The organism is Pseudoalteromonas sp. SiA1, from assembly GCF_018732205.1.
In the GTDB taxonomy this organism is placed as follows: domain Bacteria; phylum Pseudomonadota; class Gammaproteobacteria; order Enterobacterales; family Alteromonadaceae; genus Pseudoalteromonas; species Pseudoalteromonas tetraodonis.
The window spans coordinates 2,170,364-2,191,852 of sequence record NZ_CP076084.1; the positions used below are offsets into that span (position 1 = coordinate 2,170,364).

The window sequence follows — 21,489 nt, forward strand, 5'->3', positions numbered from 1 at the left end:
CCGTGAAAACAGAACTTGATTTACAAATAGCGTGTGAGTTTGACAACTTACCCAGCCTTGAGCAGTTTGCAATGTGGGCCGATAAAGTACTTAGCCAATACCGCGATGAATCTGAGCTGACCATTGTCATTAGCGATGAAGCACAGTCGCAACAGCTCAATAATGACTACCGTGGTAAAAATAAGCCTACCAACGTATTATCGTTTGAATTTGAAGCGCCACCGGGCATTGATATCCCACTTGTGGGTGACTTAATTATTTGTCCAGCCATCGTTTTGGCTGAGGCGCAAGAGCAAGAAAAGTCATTTCATGACCACTTTGCCCATATGGTTATTCATGGATGCTTGCATTTACTTGGATTTGACCATATAAAGAGTGAAGATGCGTTAGAGATGGAAAGTATAGAAAAGCAATTACTTGCTGAACTAAACATAGCAGACCCATACCGGGACGATATTTAAATAAACGGAGCAATTAGACGTAATGAGCGACGATAACTCGCAATCTAGCCAGGGTTCTTCTGGCAGGACTTGGCTGGGCCGTATAACCCACATGTTGCAAGGGGAACCCCAGAATAGAGAAGAGCTGGTTGAGGTGATTGCCGATGCCCAAGAGCGGGATGTAATCGATCCTGAAACCAAAGAAATGATTGAAGGTGTGCTTGGTGTGTCTGAGCTTAAAGTGCGAGATATTATGATACCGCGCTCACAAATGGTCACTTTGGAAATTGATAGCCCGCTTGAAGAGCATATACCTATGATGGTTGACTCTACCCACTCTCGTTTTCCGGTTGTGTGTGAAGATAAAGACCATGTAGAAGGGATTTTACTCGCAAAAGACTTATTACCTCTCATTTTAAACAAAGATGAGCATTTACCATCGCTTCGTGACTATTTACGTCCTGCTATGGTGGTGCCTGAAAGTAAACGGGTTGATACCCTGCTTAACGAGTTTCGTCAGCAACGCTACCATATGGCGATTGTGATTGATGAATACGGCGGCGTATCTGGTTTGGTCACCATTGAAGATATTCTTGAGATCATTGTTGGCGAAATCGAAGATGAGCACGATGAAGAAGAAGAACAACAAGATATTCGTCAACTAGCTAAACATGTTTACGTTGTGCAAGCACTAACGCCTGTAGATGACTTTAACGAGCATTTTAAATCAGGCTATAGTTCGCAAGACGCCGATACTATTGGTGGTACCGTATTACATGCCTTTGGCCATATGCCGAGTCGTGGCGAAACCATTGATATAGACGGATTTCAGTTTAAAGTAACTAATTCTGATAACCGTCGTATATTACAACTGCAAGTCACCATTCCTAAGGCTGATGATAACGACAGTGAAGAAACTGCTAACTAGCCTCACCCTACTAGCAAAAGATAAAAAAGCATGGCTCGCACTGGTTGCGGGCCTTGTTTTGACTTTTAGCTACGCGCCTTTTGGTATTTGGCCAATTGTATTTTTTAGCTTGGCCGCATTATTTTATTGTATCCCTGCAAACCTCACCGGAAAAAAACACGCTAAAACCACGGCTAAATATGGCTTTATATTTGGTCTAGGCTGGTTTGGTGCAGGCATTAGCTGGGTGCATGTATCTATTGCCACCTTTGGTGGTATGCCACTTATCGCTTCCATTTCGTTAATGGTATTGCTGTGCAGCTACCTTGCATTATTTCCTGCGTTGGCACTATGGGCAACCACTCGTTTTTCAAACGGCTCTATAAATTTTGCAGCGCTACTACTACCTTGTTTTGCGATTAGTGAGTATTTGCGAGCCAACCTATTAACCGGTTTTCCTTGGTTAAGCTTTGGCTATACACAAACCGACAGTCCACTTAATGCCCTTGCTCCTTTTATTGGTGAATTTGGACTCACGCTATTATGTATTGCCATTGGTTTTGCATTGTACTGCTTAACCCAAAAACAATATAAAGTGCCTGCTATTACCGCTGCTGTGGTTGTTTTAGCTTTTGCAGGTGCACATTTTACAAAGGCACCCCATTACTCCAATAAAGACCTTTCTGTGCTGCTTGTACAAGGTAATATAAAACAACACTTGCGCTTTGACCCCAGTGAGTTTTGGACCACCATGAGTAAGTATCAGGATATGACGCGCCGTCACTGGGATGCTGATTTAATTGTGTGGCCTGAAGCCGCAGTCCCTGAAATAGAAGCCCTCGCTAATTCATATTTAGCAGGCTTAGACAGTGCCGCCTCATTTAATAAAACCGCGCTAGTAACGGGTATTGTCGATTACCAACGCGATACAAGAACCATTTTTAATACGCTGATTGTGGTCGGTAACAAAGAGCAAAATGATGAACACGGCCACTACCGTTACTTAGATAGTAACCGCTATCAAAAACATCAGTTATTGCCTATTGGAGAATTTGTTCCTTTTGAAGACATACTACGCCCCATAGCTCCGTTATTTGATTTGCCTATGTCGTCGTTCTCTCGCGGTGATAAAGTGCAAAATAACTTACGCGCGAATGGCTTTAATCTACTGCCCGCTATTTGCTATGAAATAGTCTTTGCCGATTTAGTGCGGGGTAACTACAAAAGCGACTCTGATTTACTATTTACCGTAAGCAACGATGCCTGGTTTGGTGATTCAATCGGCCCCCACCAGCATATGCAAATTGCCCGCATGCGCGCCCTTGAACTACAGCGCCCATTGGTACGTGTTACCAACAACGGCATAAGCGGTGTATATGACCCCATAAGCCAAACACGCCAAACTATGCCACAGTTTGAAGCTACTACTCTCAAAGCCAATATAAAGCTCATACAAGGGGATAGCGTGTATAGCCAATACGGCAATATGGTTGTGTGGGGAGTAATGGTGTTGTTGGGTATGATTGGATTTGGGGTTAGGTTTAGAAAATGAATGGAATTGATAGCTGTCGGTTGTCAGCTATCAGTATATAAATACAACCCCAATAATTTAGTAAGATTTAAACATCAGGGTAATTTTTTATCCATTGATCAGTACACCCTCTTTCAAGATAAATTGAGATTGTTTTCTTTAAAAGACGACTTGTCATGTCCATTAATGCAGTTGTTCCCCCAGTAATTGCATTTTTCTCATAAATATAGCGACTTTCAATAAAGGTATGTCGATATCTTTCAATCAGTATCAATGAAAGGTCGCTTGAAAATTTATGCTTAATTGAAGTTGGTAACGCATTAAATAGATACACCAAATCATGTGCATTTTCTTTTTTATTAAGAACCTTAGCGTTAAATTGATATTTTTCGTTTATTAATCCATCATTGCTTACTACTTTGCAGTTAAAGCTTTTAAGTAATATCTCCAAAGCTAATGCTGCATTAGCTATCGAAATACTAATTGAATGACTCCACATAAGCTCTGATGCCTTCAAATATAGATATGATGTTTCAATCATATGAGGAGCTAAAACCCAATCATAGCTGTCATCGTTCATAGCCTTTCCTTAAAAATAATCTAAATATTTTTATTCTTATAAAACTAGGTTTCTAGTTACTTAATAATTCTTTAATCCCATAATACCAACTAAGTGCGGCGACTGTGCCATGGGTTTCATCTTCAAAATAACGTTGATTTATAACTAAATTATCGCTCGGGTGCGCTTTTAACTTTTTAGCAAACGCTAAACCCCATTGGTAATTTGTTTTACCAATTTCGCCAAACGCTTCGACATTATTTGCAAAGGTAAAATACACATTGCCGTTAAGCTGCTTATTTATAAATTGGTTATCATTAAAATAACGATTGAGGTAGTTATTATCCCACAGATAGGTTGCATCAATAATTAAGTAATCTGTAAATAGCGCATGGTTGGTAAGCAATACATAGCTGGCAAATAAGCCACCGAAAGACTCGCCAATTAATACGCGTTTAGTTGATGTCCGGTAATTTTTATTAATGAGTGGAATAAGTTCTTTTTCAAAAAAGGCGCTGTAGTTTAAGGCGTTGCCGATATTTTCAAATCTTTCTAGGAGTTTACCGTTAAATGTCCAATCAACATTGGTTGGGGTAAAGTCACGCTCTCTTATCGCATTTTTACTATTAGGAATGGCTACTATAATTGCTTGCTGTATTTGCTGCTCTAGCCGGTCCGTACTAAGTGCCTCTACTAGCCCAGCTACGGCTTTTAGATGTGTTTGGTCACCATCGAGCAAGTAAATAACTGGATATACTTTATTAGGGTTTTCATTATAGCTTGGCGGTAAATAAACGCTAAAGCTGCGTTGCTCACCTAAAATAACAGACGTAAGCTGATGCGTTTTTGCGAACACAATATTTTCTGACGCATACGAAACCGTAATAAAATACAGATTAATAAATACAATTAATAAAGCTTTCATAACCATCCTTGTAATAAGAGCAAAATTAACTTTTAACAGTCTCTTCTACCGTTTGCACATTTACAACTTGGTTAATACTCCCTTTAATAACCACCGTGGCTGATATTTTATCTTGAATAGCTTGTCTGTTTGGGTCCCAGTACACTTGTAAAAAGCCTAACAAGCCGGTGGCAAAACCTGCGCCGTAACCACCGTAGCGGCCAAAACAATCAAGTAAACCCAGCGGTTCACCACTTAATGCAACCACTCGGGTGTTACAGAGCTTTTTACCAGGGGTTTGACCGCGCCATAATAAAGAAAAAAGTGTGAAGTACACAGCCGCCCAGCCAAAACCCAAACCTAAATCTTGAATAATACCTTTACCCCACTGCAAAATACTGTGCGTGCTTGTTTGTGCGGGTTTATCTTCTATTAACTGCGCAAGCTTTAATTCATTATTTTCACTAAACACTAATAATTGTAAAAATGCTTTTGCAAGTTGTGGGTTTTGTAAGTCGTCCATTTCGGCTAATTTGGGTACTTGCCCTATCAAATTATCAAGCGCATTTTGTTGGCAAAGTTGCTCACAGCTTTCGTCGGCTGTTTGCACTAAGTAGGCATTTACCTGCTTTTTTTCTGTGGAGGTAAGCTGAATGTCATCCTGTATTTTTAAGCCTTTAACAGTTAAGCCTTGAACAGGGTCATCGCCTTCTAAGTAATCTATGCCAATTGAAAGCACAGCAAGAGCGCTTACAAATAAAATACTTGCTGCTACTATTTTTAATATTCTTCGCCACACACTCGACATTTTAGGAAGGTATTGCTGCGCCGTTCCTTTGTAAAAAGCCATCGCAGCAACGAATGCAATAATAGTCGCACTGAGCTTTGCAGCTATGAATATTAATGCAACATCAATAATCATAGCTAATGCGCGCCGAGTCGGCGAAGCCAAAGGCAAGCCAAGTAAAGCATTATCAACCTCAAATGCATATGGCGTGATCACTTCTCGAGTTTCGGCTTTAGATAACGCTAATTGTTCTAATTCTTGTGCTTTCATTATTATACTTGTTATTAAAATAGGTAACGCGATTAAATTACGCGCTTTTTAATTTTTGCTCAAGCGAATAAAATGGATAACGAGAGTTCACATTGAAAATAGCCGCTAGTAATAGATTAATTCTTAAAAGAGTGAACAATTAATCTATCGTATCGTATTAAATATAAAAGCTACGAGGAAGAGCTTATGACAACCAAACAACTCTCATCACTTTTCGTTTTTAACTTACTGTTTGCCACAACCGAGGCAAACGCCAATGCTCGCTGGTATGTAGTGAATGATTCGGTGATGGGTGGCATTTCTAATAGTCAGGTTTTGTATGAAAACGACAATTTAGTGTTTACAGGCAATGTATCGCTTGCAAACAATGGCGGGTTTGCTTCTATTCGAACGCTATTGGATGTACAAAGCCAAGACATCACTAAAATTATGCTACGTATTAAGGGCGATGGTCAAACCTATCAATTACGTTTAAGAACCAATGAGTACATGGATGGTGCGGCTTATACCCGCTCGTTTAGTACCACAAAGAACGAGTGGCTTAATATTGAGTTTTTACCTGAGGATTTTCAGCTTACTTATCGCGGCCGCTTACTTGAACAACAACCTACAATTAACTTTAAAGATATAAAGCAGCTTGGGTTTATGATTGCAGGTAAACAAGCGGGAGAATTTAGGCTTGAGGTAGAAAAAATTGAGTTTAAAAACTAACTTTTCTGCGTACATTACAAGATTAAATAACCTGAACTAATACAGTTAGACTTTGGTTAAATAGTAAAGTCGTCGCCTCGCCTTTTCATTTCGTTGATTACTAGCTCAATAATTTGTTGTTTTATTGCTGCCTGCTGTGACTTTACCTCACTAAGTTGCAGCTCCAATCTATTTATCTCTTCTTGTTGTTGCTCGGTTTTATACTTTTTAGCTCCCATATGCTCAGCATCCATAGTTAAGCGACTATCGCCTTCAGCTGGCCCATATTGGCTATTATCTATGGTTAAACTGCGTTGTACCGTACTCTGCTTAAGCTTATTTACTTGTTCTTGCAATGCAACCACTTGCTGGGTGAAATATTTATATGCCTTTTCTAAATTTTGATATTGCTCAGCAAATGTTGCGTTATCTTCGCTGTATTTTTGAACCTTTGCATCTAAAAACTCTGATAAAACATAGTCAGGTTCTTCCTCTGATTTATCATCAATGCGTTGCTGTTCTGATTCTATTAAAGGCTGGTTGTTGTAATTAGATGCTTGATATTGAATTGAGGCGGTTGAAATCTTCATTATTTTATCCCTAAAATAAATTTGTCACTATTTTAGGTATCGACTGATATTTTAAATTCTTGAGTAGGATTGACTGATAAGAGCAAATAAAAAAGCCCTACTTGATTAAAGCAGGGCTTAAAGTATTTTTTACCTTAAAATTACGACTCAATAGCCAGTAATTCCACCTCAAAAATAAGCAATGACGCAGGAGGTATACTCCCTACCCGCTTTTCACCATAGGCAAGCTGGTGCGGTATATAAAACTGAAATTTATCGCCCGGGCTCATCAGTTGCAGACCCTCAGTCCAGCCTTTTATAACTTGGTGCAAGCCAAAGCTAATCGGAGTTTTACGCTCCACTGAGCTGTCAAATACAGTGCCGTCGATTAAAGTGCCGTGATAATGCACTTTCACCATACTCGTTAGACTAGGTGTATTTTCGCTATCCCCTTTATGGATTATTTTATATTGCAAGCCAGACGCGGTTTCTTGAACGCCTTCTACCTTTGCATTGGCAATTAAGTAATCACTTTCAATTTGCGCATTAGCGATTGCTTGCTGCTTGGCTTTTTTACTGTTTTTAAAAATCAAAACGCAAAAAATAGCGATAACAATCAGTAAAATAATATTGATCATAACTCCCCTTTTTCATCTTCTGAGTCGTCTTTATCGTCGCTGTTATCGCCGTTAACAATATCAGCAATGTCTTTTAATCGTGCTAATGCAATGCCATTCACTGAATCTTCTGGGTACTGCTCATCAATCATGTCACCCGCGTCAATGTCCATTAGTAAGTTTAGCGCTTGGTCAACTGTTTCAACGGCGAAAATATTAAATTTACCCAGTTCAACCGCATTCAGTATTTCATCATCAAGTACTAAGTTAACTTGGTTTGATTTTGGAATAATAACGCCTTGCTCACCCGTTAAGCCACGCATTTTACATAGCTTAAAGAAGCCTTCTATTTTTTCATTTACGCCACCGATTGCTTGCACATCACCATGCTGATTAATAGAGCCGGTTAGTGCAATAGATTGGCTTATTGGTAAACTGGTGATCGCCGATATTAGCGCACAAAGTTCAGCTAATGAGGCGCTATCACCATCTATGTAGCCATAGCTTTGTTCAATGGCTATATTCGCACTGAGTGTTAAGCTAAAGTGTTGCGCATATTTGTTACCTAAATAACCGGTAAGCAACATTACCCCTTTTGAGTGAATTGCTTTACCCAGCTCAGCTTCGCGTTCCACATCAATAACGCCATCAGCACCCGCATAAACAGTGGCGGTAATGCGTGCAGGTGTACCAAACGAAGTATCACCAATGTGCAGTACCGTTAAACCGTTTACTTTACCTACGGCTTGCCCGTCGGTCGCAATTAAGGTGTGGCCTTCTTTTATATCGCTGAGCATATTTTCACTAATTTGCCCTGTACGGTATTGTTTGCCTTCAATCGCTTCGTCAATATGGCGAGCATCAATCACCGTCAGCTTATCTTGCTTAGCGTAAAAACTAGCCTCAGCCACAAGCTCTAGTACATCAGCAAAACGGGCTGAGAGTTTATTATGGTGCTCAGCTTGGCGATAACTAAACTTAAGCAATCGCACCATTGCTGATTCGTTTAACGTGCACTTTAATGTTTGCTCGCAGTAATCACTGACTTTAGTAATAAACTGATACTGCAGCTTATCGCTGCTTGGTAAGTAATAATCAAAATCGGCAAGTACTCTAAATAACTCGGCAAATTCTTCGTCGTATTCACCGATGGTGTAATAGAGTTCACGTGAGCCGAGTAAAATAATTTTCACATCAAGCGGTATTAACTGCGGGCGAAGCGTAAAGCTACTGCCAACTACACTGTCTTGATAAGGTAAGTCATTTTTTATTTGATGCGTTTTTAGCGACAACTTTAGCCCATCCCACACTTGAGGTTGAGCCATTACTTTTTCAGCATCCATAATTAAATAGCCGCCATTCGCGCGGTGCAATGCACCTGGTTGAATTGATCGATAGCTGGTAATTAACGACCCTTGCGATGTTGCGTATTCAATTTTGCCAAAAATATTACCAAAAGTTGGGTTCGGCTCGTAAACAACCGGTGCCGCATCGCCTTCTTTATATTCGACCAAAATATTAGGCGCAAAAAAGTCGGTAAGCATGCCTTTACGATCAAAGTCTTCTTTGTTTTCTTCGCTTTCACCTTCATCATCAAGCCATTCAAGGACGGCATCAATAATTTCTACACGTATATCTTTTAAATAACGCAGTACACCAATATGGCTGGCATATTTATGTTCTAAATCTTTTAATAACGGTTTAGTGGCTTGCTCAGCAGTAGACTTTTTAAGATTACGGAGCTTTTCTTTCGACTCGCGTTTCCAACGTGGTAGCTCAATGAGCGCTTCAATGAGGGCATCTTCTAGTTTTTCTATACGCTCAAAAAACATCTCGCGTAAATCATCTTCAAGATCAGAAAACTCATTATCGGAAAGTTGTTTACCATCAATCAGCGGTGCAAAGCCGACTACACCTTTCTCTTCGATTAATGCCACGCTTTGTTCAAGTGCTGCTATTTCTACCGCGGTAATTGCGCCGTCGTAAGCATCGTTAAATTCACGGTCTATCGATTTTTTCTTGCGCTGATAGGCTGGGTTATCAAATGCAGCAGGAAAAGTGTCGAGTACTTCATCAATAAATGAGTCAATATCATCGGCTAATTGTTTGCTTTGCCCTGCATGCATAAATAACGCAATAGGCTCACGGTGATCGTCGTAGTTATTAACATATAACCATTCATGCGGTGTTGTGCGCTCTTTAGCGTGTTGTTTTAATTTGTCTTTTACTAAAGTAAAACGCCCGTGTGCCGCCTCTCCCATTACATAAACATTATAACCGGGTAGGTCCATTCCTAAAGAAAAGTCCAATGCACTTTGCGCACGTTGTTGGCCTATAAAGGTAAGTTGCTCAGGGTATGGATTACTCATGCAAGTGTTTACATGGCTCGATGAAATACTCGGTGCAAGATTTGATACGGGTAGTGGCAGCAATTTTTTCGTCATTCTAACTTCTTTTTTTACCAGCATATTCGCTAGGTTTTGGACGTATTGAGTGGCTATATAAGCCACTCAATATTCATATTTAAGGTTGTAAAGCCTGGCGGCTAAAATAGATGCCATCACACTGTGTACACGGAATAATTTGCGTTGCATGATAAACATCGTAACTATGGTTGCAATTCTTACATACTAATGTGCCCATGGCTATCCATTCACCTGCGTGATAAACACCATTATGCTTAAAATCTTCACTTAATGACTGCCATTCAAGTTGTGTTTTGTCTTCAATATGAGAAAGCTCAAACCACAATGACTCTTTAAGCTCCTGCCATGCAAGCGAATTATAGTAGTTGTTATTTTCTTGTAGATGAGAAATGTCACGCATTAGGTAATTACGATAAAGATAATATTTTTCTTCACCTAAATCTTTAAGTGCCTGCTCGGATTCAATAAATCGCTTTACTGCTGCTTTAACTTCATGTTCTTTTACATTTTTTAACCAATCGGTTAAATCGCTTAGCCATGCTCTGTAATCTGCCATTTTTTACTCCTTCAAAGTTGTGAGGGGACTGATATTAATACGGCGCTATTAGCTGTTGATAAAAACAACACCATACAGGCTTTGTTTAGGGTCTGTTGACCTTTCAAGGTTAAATTTGCAGCAGTCTGTTTGGTATTTAGGCAAGGCAGAGCCTATGTGGTGTGGTTATTCCCCATAAATAGGCGATAACGCAGCATCAATGCCAAACAGGCGCTGCCCGAAGGGTTCTGCCTAGGGGTGATTTACTCTTTGTTGCTCGGTTTTTACTTAGCCCACTAGGTTACAAACCTCGCGTCGCGATTAAATCGCCCCTAGTTTGAACAAATTGTAATCCACAAAGATCAACAGACCCTAGCTTAAAACTCAAATACTTGCGTGTAAACTCAACTAAAAAGATTAACAAACGCTAAGTTAAAACTGACTCCTAACATAGATAAGTATAGGTTAACCTGCACTGAAAACTAATTTAGCGGCAAATTTATAAAAAGCGCCGCTTTGGCGCTGTGAATAACGCTTTATTTGGGGTATCCTATCGACAATTTTTTATTAGTATGCAAGAAGTTTGGAAACGTAAATGCAAGAGCAATATAACCCACAAGACATAGAGTCAAAAGTCCAACGCTACTGGGAAGAAAACCAAGTATTTAAAGTCACAGAAGACGAGAGCAAAGAAAAGTACTACTGCCTCTCAATGTTTCCTTACCCAAGTGGTCGACTGCATATGGGTCATGTGCGTAACTACACCATTGGTGACGTGGTCTCTCGCTTTCAGCGCTTGCAAGGCAAAAACGTAATGCAACCTATGGGTTGGGATGCGTTTGGTTTACCTGCAGAAAACGCGGCTATTAAAAATAAAACAGCCCCTGCAAAGTGGACTTACGAAAATATTGATTACATGCGTAACCAGCTTAAGCAATTAGGGTTTGGCTACGACTGGGATCGCGAAATTGCGACGTGTCACCCAGAATATTATAAATGGGAACAATGGTTCTTCACTAAGCTTTACGAAAAAGGCCTAGTGTACAAAAAAATGTCAACGGTTAACTGGGATCCTGTGGATCAAACAGTATTAGCTAACGAACAAGTAATTGATGGTCGTGGTTGGCGTTCAGGCGCAGTAGTAGAACAAAAAGAAATTCCACAGTGGTTTATTAAAATTACCGACTATGCTCAAGAGCTATTAGACGACTTAGACAAACTAGAAGATTGGCCTGAGCAAGTTAAAACTATGCAGCGCAACTGGATTGGTCGCTCTGAAGGGTTAGATATCGAGTTTACGCGTACCGACAATAACGAAAAATTTAGTGTATACACCACTCGTCCAGATACGTTTATGGGCGTGACATACCTAGCCGTTGCCGGTGGCCACCCAATCGCGCAAGAAGCAGCTAAAAACAACGACGCGATCGCGATGTTTGTTGAAGAGTGTAAAAACACTAAAGTTGCCGAAGCGGATATGGCAACCATGGAGAAAAAAGGCATTGCAACGGGCTTTTACGCCACGCATCCATTAACGGGCGAGCAAGTGCCTATTTGGGTTGCAAACTTTGTATTGATGCATTACGGCTCAGGCGCAGTAATGGCAGTACCAGCGCACGACCAACGTGACTTTGAATTTGCCACCGCTTACGGCCTCGATATTAAACAAGTTATTGCCCCTGCTGAAGGTTCAGAGCTTGAAGTAAACCTAAGCAAAGAAGCATTCACCGAAAAAGGCGTACTGGTTAACTCAGGTGAATTTGATGGCCTTGATTTTGAAAATGCATTTAACGCTGTTGCCGACAAACTAGAAGCATTAGGTGTAGGTGAGCGTAAAGTAAACTTCCGTCTTCGCGATTGGGGCGTAAGCCGCCAACGTTACTGGGGCTCTCCAATCCCAATGCTGAGCGATGAAAACGGTAACGAGCTTGCTGCCACTGAAGATATGCTCCCTGTGCGTTTACCAGAAGATGTGGTAATGAATGGTGTTACATCGCCAATTAAAGCCGATCCAAATTGGGCTAAAACAACTGTAAACGGCGTACCTGCTACTCACGAAACAGATACTTTTGACACCTTTATGGAATCATCGTGGTATTACGCTCGCTACTGTAGCCCACGTCATGACGAAGGGATGTTAGACCCTGCAGCCGCTAACTACTGGTTACCAGTAAACCAATACATTGGTGGTATTGAGCACGCTATATTGCACTTATTATATTCGCGCTTTTTCCACAAATTATTACGTGACTTTGGTTTAGTTAATTCAGATGAACCATTCGACCGCTTACTTTGTCAAGGTATGGTACTTGCTGAAACATTTTATCGTAAAGATGAAAAAGGTGGCGACATTTGGATTTCGCCAAGTGATGTAAACACCGAAACCGACGACAAAGGTCGCGTAACTAAAGCATGGCATAAAGATGATGGTGAACCGGTATTCTCATCAGGCATGAGCAAAATGTCTAAGTCGAAAAACAACGGTATAGACCCACAAGAAGTTATTGCCCAATACGGTGCAGATACAGTACGTTTATTTATGATGTTTACTGCACCACCAGAGCAAACACTTGAATGGTCAGATTCAGGCGTTGAAGGCGCACACCGTTTCTTAAAGCGTGTGTGGAAATACGCAGTAGATGTTAAAACAGTAGGTTACCAAGCACTTGATAAATCGGCGCTTACTAACCCACAAAAAGTACTACGTCGTGAGCTACACAAAGCAATCGCAAAAGTGAGCGATGATGTAGAACGTCGTCAAACCTTTAACACCGCTATTGCCGCAATTATGGAGCTTTCTAACAAGCTATTAAAAGCGCCATTAAGTGACACACAAGATGTTGCCATTGCTAACGAGGCACTGGAAGCATTAATAATTATGCTGGCACCTATTACACCGCATTTATCGCATCAATTATGGCAAGACCTAGGTAAAGAAGGTGATATTTTAGATGCGGCATGGCCAAAAGTTGACGAATCTGCTCTTGTTGAAGATGAAAAACTAATCATCGTACAAGTAAATGGTAAGCTGCGTGCAAAACTAACAGTGGCAGCTGATGCTACGCAAGAGCAAGTAGAAGCTTTGGCATTTGCCGAGTCTAACGTGACTAAATTTACTGATGGTGCAACGATACGAAAAGTTATTTATGTACCAGGTAAATTACTTAACGTGGTAGCTAACTAATATGGCTGCTTTAAACGCCATTAAAAACGGACTAGCCTTAGTGCTAGTCTGTTTTTTGTTATCGAGCTGTGGCTTTCATCTTAAAAAAGCCTCTAGCCTACCCGATGATTTAAAACAGCTAACGCTTGTGGGGGATGATCAAAAATCTGCTTTATTTAGCTATTTGCAAAGCGAACTGGCTATGAGCGATGTCACTTTAGTGCCTGCAAGTAAACAATCAGCGCAGCTTTATTTATTTAAAGAACAACTAGAGCGTCAAACCTTATCGTTGTTCCAAAATGGACAAGTAGCTGAGTACGAACTGGCATACAGCGTAAGTTATGTAGTAAAACGCCCGAAACAAAAAGCCATCGAAAAACGCTTTGAGTTATACCGTAACTACCAAGACGATCCAGATAATGCACTAGCAAAAGCAAAAGAGCTTGAGCTGCTAATTAGCGAAATTCGCCAACAAGCGAGTCGTCGTATTGTTAGAGAGTTGTCGCAACTATAATGCGTTGTTATGCAAATCAGCTATCGAGTGAATTAAAAAAAGGCTTAAAACCTTTTTATTTGGTTTTTGGCGAAGAGCCTTTTCAAGAAGCGCAATGTGTACAGCTCATTCGCGACACGGCAAAGGCACAAGGATTTGATGAAGTAATTAAATTCACTTTAGCTCAGGGCTTTGATTGGCAAGAAATAATCGCGCAATACCAAAGTATGTCGTTGTTTAGCGCGCGCACTATTATTGAGCTTGATTTAAACCAGCAAAAACCGGGGACACCCGGCGCAAACACCTTTAAAAAAATAGTAGAGCTTGAAAACCCTGATACGATCTTAATCGTAAAAGGCGCTAAGGCCAGTCAAGATGTTCAGCGCGGCGCGTGGTTTAAAGCACTTGATAAGCATGGGTTATTTGTACCCTGTTACCCACTTAGCGGAAATCACTTAAAGCGTTGGTTTGATGAGCAGTGCCAACGTTTGTCACTAAATATTCAAAACGAGGCCAAACTCAGTTTAATTAATGCCACTGAAGGCAACTTACTTGCGTGTTACCAAGAGCTTGAAAAACTAGCATTAATACACGGTGACGCTCTGATCACGCAACAGCTGGTGATGCAAGGACTACTAAACCAAGCTAAGTTTGATATTTTTGATTTAAGTGATGCGCTTTTAAACGGCCACACCGCTCAGGCTATAAAAGTACTTAACAAACTTGCCAGTGATAACACTGAGGTTGTGAGTATCTTATGGGCCATTAATAAAGACCTTAATACATTATTGAGTGTGCAGCAGGGATTATTGCAAGGTGAGTCATTAGCAACCTTATTTAAACAAAAAGCTATTTGGAAAAATCAACAAGCGCCAGTACAAACAGCCATTAACAGGCTAAACATTCATACCCTAGAGAATATTAGCAGTGAACTGGCATTGTTTGATGCAAGTTACAAGCAAGGTGCATTGATTGCCCCTTACCAAGCATTGGCGCATATTTGCATTAAGTTCTGCCAACCGCTCGATATTCCACTTCCCTGCCATAGTAACCGTCAGTAAAGGGAAATACATGATTGCAATTTTTGGTGGTACTTTTGATCCCGTTCATTTGGGACACCTTAATATGGCGCAGCAATGCGTTGCGACCTTTAAATTACACTCACTCTATTTTATGCCCTGTGCAATACCTGCGCACAAAGCGGCACCGGGGATCAGCACCGAGCATCGTATAGCAATGCTTAAAGCCGCAATAACACCTTATGCGCCGTTCAAACTTGATTTACGAGAACTGCAACGCAGCGGCCCGTCGTATTCTTTATTAAGTTTGCAAGAGCTAAGAGCAGAAAACCCCGATACCCCTATTTTATTTTTAATTGGCATGGACTCATTCAACAATTTCGATAAATGGTATCAATGGCAAACAATAACTCGCCTTTGTCATCTGGTGGTGTATCAACGCCCTGGCCAAATTTGTGATACACAGGGTGAACTTAAATGCTATCAACATAACGCTGTTACCACTGATATTGCCTTGCTGCAAAAAACAAATGCCGGACACCTTTACTTTTTAGAGGGGGAACAGCTGGATGCCGCATCCAGCGAGATCCGTCAAGCCCTTAAAAAAAGTACTAAAAAGAGTGAACTATTACCCGACGCCGTGAGTCACTATATTAAGCAGCACCAGCTTTATCAAGAGTGATTGGTATAAACCCCTCAGCGTGTTAAAATAACCGCTATTAAATTTTAAATTGAGACAAAACCTTGGATTCGAAACAACTACTCGCTTTTGCACTAGACAAAATTGACGATATGAAAGCACGTGATGTGATTCAACTTGACGTAACTGGCAGCTCAGACGTAACCGATTACATGATTGTATGTTCAGGCACATCAAGACGTCATGTATTGTCAATTGCTGATAACTTAGCAAAAGAAGCTCGCCACGCTGGTGAAGAGCCATTAGGGTATGAAGGCCAAAGCGATGGTGAATGGGCACTCGTTGATTTAGGTGATGTGATTGTTCACGTTATGCAAGATCAAGCACGTAGCTATTACGATCTAGAAAAGCTTTGGGGCTAATTGCTCCCTATTTTAGACAACGCTTGGAAGTAACGTCGTGAAAATACAAATGATTGCTGTTGGTACAAAAATGCCAGCATGGGTAGAGACAGGTTTTGCAGAGTATCAACGCCGCTTTCCCAAAGATATGGCATTGGAACTCATTGAGATCCCTGCTGGTAAACGTGGAAAAAATGCCGATATAAAGCGTATTTTGCACATTGAAGGTGAAAAAACCTTAGCCGCCATACCTAAAGGCAATCGTATTGTCACACTAGAAGTAACCGGTAAAGCACTGGATACTCATCAACTAGCGAAAAACATGGAAAAGTGGCAACTAGATGGTCGCGATGTCAGTTTATTAATTGGCGGACCTGAAGGCTTAGCCCCAGAGTGTATTGCTGCCTCTGAGCAAAAATGGTCGTTATCAAATTTAACGCTCCCACACCCTTTAGTACGCATTATTGTTGCTGAAAGCCTCTACAGAGGCTGGAGCTTAAATAACAACCATCCTTATCATCGCGAGTAGTTTCTTGCCATGCTAAAACGAAGACCCACCATTCGCGACCACTCAGCAGAAGCTAATTTATTTGCTCGGCGTGCATTCGTGGGTTTTATTTTTATATTAGTCCTTGTAGCAATATTGCTGTCTAACTTGTATAAAATTCAGGTAGATGATCATCAAGATTATCAAACTCGTTCTAATGATAACCGTATAAAAGTTATACCTATAGCCCCCAATCGCGGTTTAATTTACGACCGCAACGGTGTTTTGCTGGCCGAAAATAAGCCCGTTTATAACCTTGAGGTGATCCCCGAAGAAGTTAATGATTTAACCGCCTCTTTGAAGTCTATCAGCAAAATCATTGAAATAACCGAGCAGCAACAAGCTGATTTTCTTGATGATATAAAACATACTCGACGTTTTAAAAGTCAAGTCCTCAAAGCCCGTTTAAATGAAAACGAAGTAGCGATGTTTTCAGTAAACCAACATAAGTTTCCAGGCTTTAGTATTGAGGCACGTCTAGCGAGATATTACCCCTTTGGCGATACTTTAACCCATGCATTAGGCTATGTCGCAAAGCTCAATAGAAAAGAGTTAAACAAGCTTGAACAACAAGATGAAGCCACAAACTACCGAGCCACGCATGATATTGGTAAGCTGGGTATCGAAAAGTACTACGAGCCGTTATTACATGGTCAAGTTGGCTCACAACGAGTTGAAGTTAATAACCGCGGCCGAATTATCCGCACTTTAAGTATGGATCCACCGCAAGCGGGTGACGACTTAGTACTTACTCTCGACATTGGTTTACAACAAATAGCCCAACATGCACTTAAAGATATGCGCGGCGCTATTGTGGTAATGGATGCAAAAGATGGCGGCGTTTTAGCGCTGTATTCAAACCCGAGTTATGATCCCAATTTATTTGTGCACGGTATTAGCAGTAAAGACTACAAAGCCTTACTCAACCCTGATCGTCCACTGATCAATCGCACGACTCAAGGTCGCTACGCACCAGCATCTACTGTTAAACCACACATGGCTATTTTGGCATTAGAAGAAAATATAGTGCAAGAAACCACCAGCATGTGGGATCCGGGCTTTTTTCAAATTCCCAACGTAGAGCATAGATGGCGTGATTGGCGACGTTGGGGCCATGGCCATGTGGATGTTTATAAAGCAATAGAAGAGTCATGCGATACCTACTTTTATGACGCAGCCTATCGAATGGGGATCACAAAAATAAGTAATTTTATGGCTCGCTTTGGCTTTGGTGAATTATCCGGTATTGATATTCATGAAGAAACAACCGCTATTTTACCCTCAAAAGAGTGGAAAGAAGCCCGTTTTAAAGAGTCTTGGTGGCCTGGAGATACTATTTCTGTAGGAATTGGCCAAGGTTATTGGACTGCCACCCCCATTCAAATAGCGAATGCCACTAATATTTTAGTTAACAGAGGGATAAATCACCCTCCGCATTTAGTGCAAGTTGCTAAAAAAGAAGATCAAATTACTCAGCTCAATAATGAAGAAAAACCGCCGGTTGTACTCAATAACGAAGATAACTGGCGCATCGCTATTGATGCCATGCATAACACCGTTAAAAAAACCACCGGAACTGCCCATCGTGCGTTTAAAGGGGCTACTTATGATCCTGCAGGTAAAACCGGTACTGCCCAAGTGGTGAGTATTGCTCAGGGCGAGCGTTACGACGCCGATGCACTCAAAGAGCGCCAACGCGACAACGCCATTTATATAGGTTTTGCCCCGTTTAATAACCCACAAATTGTTGTCTCTATTGTGGTAGAAAATACCGGTGGGGGAAGCTCAGTAGGTGCGCCCATTGCGCGCCAATTAATGGATTACTATTTTGCAGCTAACCCAATCCAACCTTCAGGGGACAAAGCACCATGACGGCTTTACATGATAAGCGCTCTATTTGGCTGCGACTGCATATTGATTTGCCACTTTTTATTGCGTTATTGCTGATGATGGCCGGTAGTATCACCATTGTATACAGCGCCTCAGGGCAAGACTCTGCCATGATGGTTCGCCATATTACGCGAATGGCTGGCGCCATTATAGGTATGTTTGTACTCGCTCAAATTCCACCAGCGACTTTAAAACGCTTAGTTATTCCCATGTATTGCCTAGGATTACTCATGCTGGTTGGGGTACTGCTATTTGGTGTAAGTTCTAAGGGAGCTCAGCGCTGGTTAGATTTAGGCATTACTCGCTTTCAACCCTCAGAGCTAATGAAATTAGCGGTTCCGATGATGGTTGCTTGGTATATTGGCCGTCATCATTTGCCGCCGCGTCCGTTACATTTAGTCATTGGCTTTGCCATTGTTATGCTGCCTACCCTACTTATTAAAGAACAACCTGATTTGGGCACCTCAATTTTGATTGCCAGTTCCGGTGTATTTGTGTTGTTTTTATCAGGCTTGAGCTGGCGTTTAATCGGCTTTTTAAGCTCGGTTGTTGCTTTGGCAGCATGGCCATTTTGGCACTACGGTATGCACGATTATCAAAAGCAAAGGGTACTGACCTTTTTAGACCCTGAGAGCGATCCGCTGGGTTCTGGCTATCATATTATTCAATCAAAAATTGCCATTGGTTCAGGCGGTATCGAAGGAAAAGGCTGGCTGCAAGGCACGCAATCGCAGCTAGAATTTTTACCTGAACGACATACTGACTTTATTTTTTCAGTACTGAGTGAAGAGTTTGGCTTATTTGGTGTGTGTGTTTTACTTAGTTTATATTTATTTATTATTGGCCGTGGACTGTATATTGCGGTTAACGCACAAGATGCGTTTGGTAAACTATTAGCCGGCTCACTCACGCTCACATTTTTTGTTTATATTTTTGTAAATATTGGCATGGTATCGGGTTTGTTGCCTGTTGTAGGTGTACCGTTGCCATTAATTAGTTATGGCGGTACCTCGATGGTGACCCTGATGGCTGCATTTGGCATTATTATGTCGATTGCCACAGATAAAAGGATGCTCTTAAAATAATGCGCCTTTACAAACAACTTATAATTATTATTCTCGTTAGCCTCTTTTTAAGTGCATGCAGCAGTTCAAATAGTCGTTACAGCATGCGCCATGATGCGGCGCCGCTTCGTGCACCGACCGAATTAGAAATGCAAGATGCCATTGTTACTCAAGTTATTAAAAGTGCGAGTACCACGCGCCCCTACGAAGTGCTTGGCAAACGTTATACCCCGATGCTCGATGAAACCGGCTATTCAGAAACGGGCATTGCTTCGTGGTATGGCCGTAAATTTCATGGGTATCACACCTCTAATGGCGAAATTTACGACATGTTCGCGATGACCGCAGCCCATAAAACGTTGCCTTTACCTAGTTTTGTGCGGGTAACAAATACGGCTAATGGCAAGTCAATTATTGTTCGTGTTAATGACCGTGGCCCCTTTCATGATAATAGAATTATTGACCTTTCTTATGCCGCTGCATACAAACTTGGATACCATAAGTATGGTACAGCAGAGGTTAAGCTAGAAGCCATTACTCTAGCCGATACCCATGCACGAAAAACCTACGTTCAAGTTGCCGCGGGCAGTACCTTAGCCAACATAGAAGCGTTAGCAAGTACACTGCGAGAACAGTATAAGTTACCGACAAATATCGTTGAAAAAGACGCTATTTATAGATTGCACTTAGGGCCAATAAAAGATGCCCAACATGCGCAACAAGTACTAGAAACATTAAAACAAAATCAATTTCAAAACGCGTTCTTGCTTTACACTCAGTAAGCCCTTTAGAATGGGAATACGCATATTTTTAACTTTAACCATTAATGAGTATGATGAAATCTATTAAACATAAAATTCTTACTGGTGTTTGCGGCTTAGTCTGTTCTGCCGCCGTATTTTCAGCCACCGCCCAAATTATTCCAGCGCCTCCTCAAGTTAATGCAAAAGGTTACTTTTTGGTGGACTTCACCACAGGTAAAGTCATTGCACAAGGCGAGGCTGATACTAAACTAGCACCGGCCAGCTTAACTAAAATGATGACCAGTTATGTAATTGGTACCGAAATTAATGCTGGTAATATTGCGCCTACCGATATGGTTACTGTTAGTGAAAAAGCGTGGGCAAAAAACTTCCCTGAATCATCAAAAATGTTTATTGAAGTCGGTAAACAAGTTAGTGTCGATGATCTTAACCATGGCATTATTATTCAATCAGGAAATGATGCATGTGTTGCTATGGCAGAGCATATTGCTGGTAGCGAAAGCGCGTTTGCAGATTTAATGAATGCTCACGCCGAAAAAATAGGCATGACTAATACGCATTTTGTTAATAGTCATGGCCTTGATACTGATGCGCATTATACAACGCCACGCGACATGGCAACATTAGGGGCTGCACTTATCAGAGACGTACCTGATGAATACGCGCTATATAAACAAAAGTCTTTTACCTTCAATGGCATAAAGCAATATAACCGCAACTCGTTGTTGTGGGATGAAAGCCTTGATGTAGATGGTATTAAAACGGGTCACACATCTGATGCCGGTTACAGCTTAGTCACCTCTGCAACAAAAAACGACATGCGTTTAATTGCCGTTGTAATGGGCACCTCAAGTGAGCGCGCGCGTAAGGTAGAAAGTAAAAAACTACTAAACTACGGTTTTCGCTTTTTTGAAACAATTACCCCGTATAAAGCCGGCGACAGCTTTGCTGAGCAACGTGTTTGGATGGGCAATAAAGAGAATGTTTCTTTAGGAATTTTAGAAGATACACCTATTACTATTCCTCGTGGTCAGCATAAAAACCTTAAAGCAAACTTTGAGCTAGACGATACCCTTGAGGCACCTTTAGCTAAAGGCACAAAAGTAGGTACTTTATTTTTACAGCTTGAAGGCGAAGATATTGCACAATATCCGCTAGTTACACTTGAAGAAATACAAGAAGGTAGCTTCTTTAGTAAAATATATGACTACTTACGCTTACAGATTATGTAATTGCGAGTAAAGTAATATGAACGCCTCCACTGTGAGGCGTT

Annotated in this window: 21 protein-coding genes; 14 read left to right on the forward strand and 7 right to left on the reverse strand. The window is 41.1% G+C overall.

Annotated elements, in window-relative coordinates; translation table 11 throughout:
* Positions 1 to 2 precede the first annotated feature (2 nt).
* Genes ybeY through lnt form a run of 3 tightly spaced genes read left to right on the forward strand, consistent with a single transcriptional unit; the run spans position 3 to position 2,899 of the window.
* Positions 3 to 461 (forward strand): rRNA maturation RNase YbeY, encoded by a 459-nt coding sequence (ybeY, locus tag KK487_RS10060; RefSeq protein WP_008115159.1) that lies wholly within the window; start codon positions 3 to 5, stop codon positions 459 to 461.
* 22 nt (positions 462 to 483) lie between these two features.
* Positions 484 to 1,368, forward strand: a complete 885-nt coding sequence (corC, locus tag KK487_RS10065) for a CNNM family magnesium/cobalt transport protein CorC (protein WP_013465334.1) — start codon at positions 484 to 486, stop codon at positions 1,366 to 1,368.
* Entirely contained in the window at positions 1,349 to 2,899 is a 1,551-nt protein-coding gene (gene lnt, locus KK487_RS10070; RefSeq protein ID WP_215521740.1) for an apolipoprotein N-acyltransferase, read from the forward strand. Before corC ends, lnt begins: the two co-directional genes overlap by 20 nt.
* 67 nt (positions 2,900 to 2,966) lie before the next feature.
* Here lnt and KK487_RS10075 read toward each other — a convergent pair whose 3' ends face one another.
* The 3 genes from KK487_RS10075 to KK487_RS10085 are packed head-to-tail and all read right to left on the reverse strand — an operon-like array spanning position 2,967 to position 5,398.
* Entirely contained in the window at positions 2,967 to 3,458 is a 492-nt protein-coding gene (locus KK487_RS10075; protein WP_024601599.1) for a hypothetical protein, read from the reverse strand.
* Between the two features lie 52 nt (positions 3,459 to 3,510).
* Entirely contained in the window at positions 3,511 to 4,362 is an 852-nt protein-coding gene (locus KK487_RS10080; RefSeq protein ID WP_033103802.1) for an alpha/beta hydrolase, read from the reverse strand.
* Between the two features lie 25 nt (positions 4,363 to 4,387).
* Positions 4,388 to 5,398, reverse strand: a complete 1,011-nt coding sequence (locus tag KK487_RS10085; RefSeq protein ID WP_215521741.1) for an RDD family protein — start codon at positions 5,396 to 5,398, stop codon at positions 4,388 to 4,390.
* A gap of 186 nt (positions 5,399 to 5,584) precedes the next feature.
* On the opposite strand from KK487_RS10085, the gene KK487_RS10090 reads away from it, so the two are divergent.
* A complete protein-coding gene (locus KK487_RS10090; protein ID WP_033103800.1) occupies positions 5,585 to 6,109 on the forward strand; it encodes a CIA30 family protein in 525 nt (174 codons plus the stop codon).
* A gap of 56 nt (positions 6,110 to 6,165) precedes the next feature.
* Here KK487_RS10090 and KK487_RS10095 read toward each other — a convergent pair whose 3' ends face one another.
* The 4 genes from KK487_RS10095 to KK487_RS10110 form a co-directional block, all read right to left on the reverse strand.
* Complete coding sequence (locus tag KK487_RS10095; RefSeq protein WP_215521742.1) at positions 6,166 to 6,678, reverse strand: hypothetical protein; 513 nt, start codon at positions 6,676 to 6,678, stop codon at positions 6,166 to 6,168.
* A 140-nt stretch (positions 6,679 to 6,818) separates the two neighbouring features.
* Complete coding sequence (gene bamJ, locus KK487_RS10100) at positions 6,819 to 7,295, reverse strand: BamJ family beta-barrel-assembly machinery protein (protein WP_215521743.1); 477 nt, start codon at positions 7,293 to 7,295, stop codon at positions 6,819 to 6,821.
* Positions 7,292 to 9,718, reverse strand: a complete 2,427-nt coding sequence (locus KK487_RS10105) for a Lon protease family protein (RefSeq protein ID WP_252190539.1) — start codon at positions 9,716 to 9,718, stop codon at positions 7,292 to 7,294. The genes bamJ and KK487_RS10105 overlap by 4 nt, the downstream gene beginning before the upstream one ends.
* A 79-nt stretch (positions 9,719 to 9,797) precedes the next feature.
* Complete coding sequence (locus KK487_RS10110) at positions 9,798 to 10,256, reverse strand: zinc ribbon-containing protein (RefSeq protein ID WP_215521744.1); 459 nt, start codon at positions 10,254 to 10,256, stop codon at positions 9,798 to 9,800.
* A 574-nt stretch (positions 10,257 to 10,830) separates the two neighbouring features.
* Between KK487_RS10110 and leuS the strand changes: the two genes are divergently transcribed.
* From leuS to KK487_RS10160, 10 genes are all read left to right on the forward strand, one after another.
* On the forward strand, positions 10,831 to 13,419 hold the full coding sequence (leuS, locus tag KK487_RS10115) for a leucine--tRNA ligase (RefSeq protein WP_058154958.1): 2,589 nt from the start codon (positions 10,831 to 10,833) through the stop codon (positions 13,417 to 13,419).
* A gap of 1 nt (position 13,420) precedes the next feature.
* Positions 13,421 to 13,912: an LPS-assembly lipoprotein LptE gene (locus KK487_RS10120; RefSeq protein ID WP_016898943.1), complete on the forward strand. Its 492-nt coding sequence runs from the start codon at positions 13,421 to 13,423 to the stop codon at positions 13,910 to 13,912.
* Positions 13,912 to 14,952 (forward strand): DNA polymerase III subunit delta, encoded by a 1,041-nt coding sequence (gene holA / locus KK487_RS10125; protein WP_058154959.1) that lies wholly within the window; start codon positions 13,912 to 13,914, stop codon positions 14,950 to 14,952. The genes KK487_RS10120 and holA overlap by 1 nt, the downstream gene beginning before the upstream one ends.
* Positions 14,953 to 14,962: 10 nt before the next feature.
* On the forward strand, positions 14,963 to 15,592 hold the full coding sequence (gene nadD, locus KK487_RS10130; RefSeq protein ID WP_013465347.1) for a nicotinate-nucleotide adenylyltransferase: 630 nt from the start codon (positions 14,963 to 14,965) through the stop codon (positions 15,590 to 15,592).
* Positions 15,593 to 15,654: 62 nt separating this feature from the next.
* Positions 15,655 to 15,972: a ribosome silencing factor gene (gene rsfS / locus KK487_RS10135; RefSeq protein ID WP_013465348.1), complete on the forward strand. Its 318-nt coding sequence runs from the start codon at positions 15,655 to 15,657 to the stop codon at positions 15,970 to 15,972.
* 37 nt (positions 15,973 to 16,009) lie between these two features.
* Positions 16,010 to 16,480, forward strand: coding sequence for a 23S rRNA (pseudouridine(1915)-N(3))-methyltransferase RlmH (gene rlmH / locus KK487_RS10140; RefSeq protein WP_002958522.1), 471 nt, complete (start codon positions 16,010 to 16,012; stop codon positions 16,478 to 16,480).
* Positions 16,481 to 16,489: 9 nt separating this feature from the next.
* Entirely contained in the window at positions 16,490 to 18,370 is a 1,881-nt protein-coding gene (mrdA, locus tag KK487_RS10145) for a penicillin-binding protein 2 (RefSeq protein WP_013465350.1), read from the forward strand.
* Positions 18,367 to 19,473 (forward strand): rod shape-determining protein RodA, encoded by a 1,107-nt coding sequence (gene rodA, locus KK487_RS10150; protein ID WP_013465351.1) that lies wholly within the window; start codon positions 18,367 to 18,369, stop codon positions 19,471 to 19,473. The genes mrdA and rodA overlap by 4 nt, the downstream gene beginning before the upstream one ends.
* Positions 19,473 to 20,234: a septal ring lytic transglycosylase RlpA family protein gene (locus KK487_RS10155; protein WP_028834084.1), complete on the forward strand. Its 762-nt coding sequence runs from the start codon at positions 19,473 to 19,475 to the stop codon at positions 20,232 to 20,234. The genes rodA and KK487_RS10155 overlap by 1 nt, the downstream gene beginning before the upstream one ends.
* A gap of 53 nt (positions 20,235 to 20,287) precedes the next feature.
* A complete protein-coding gene (locus KK487_RS10160) occupies positions 20,288 to 21,448 on the forward strand; it encodes a serine hydrolase (RefSeq protein WP_029609897.1) in 1,161 nt (386 codons plus the stop codon).
* Positions 21,449 to 21,489 lie beyond the last annotated feature (41 nt).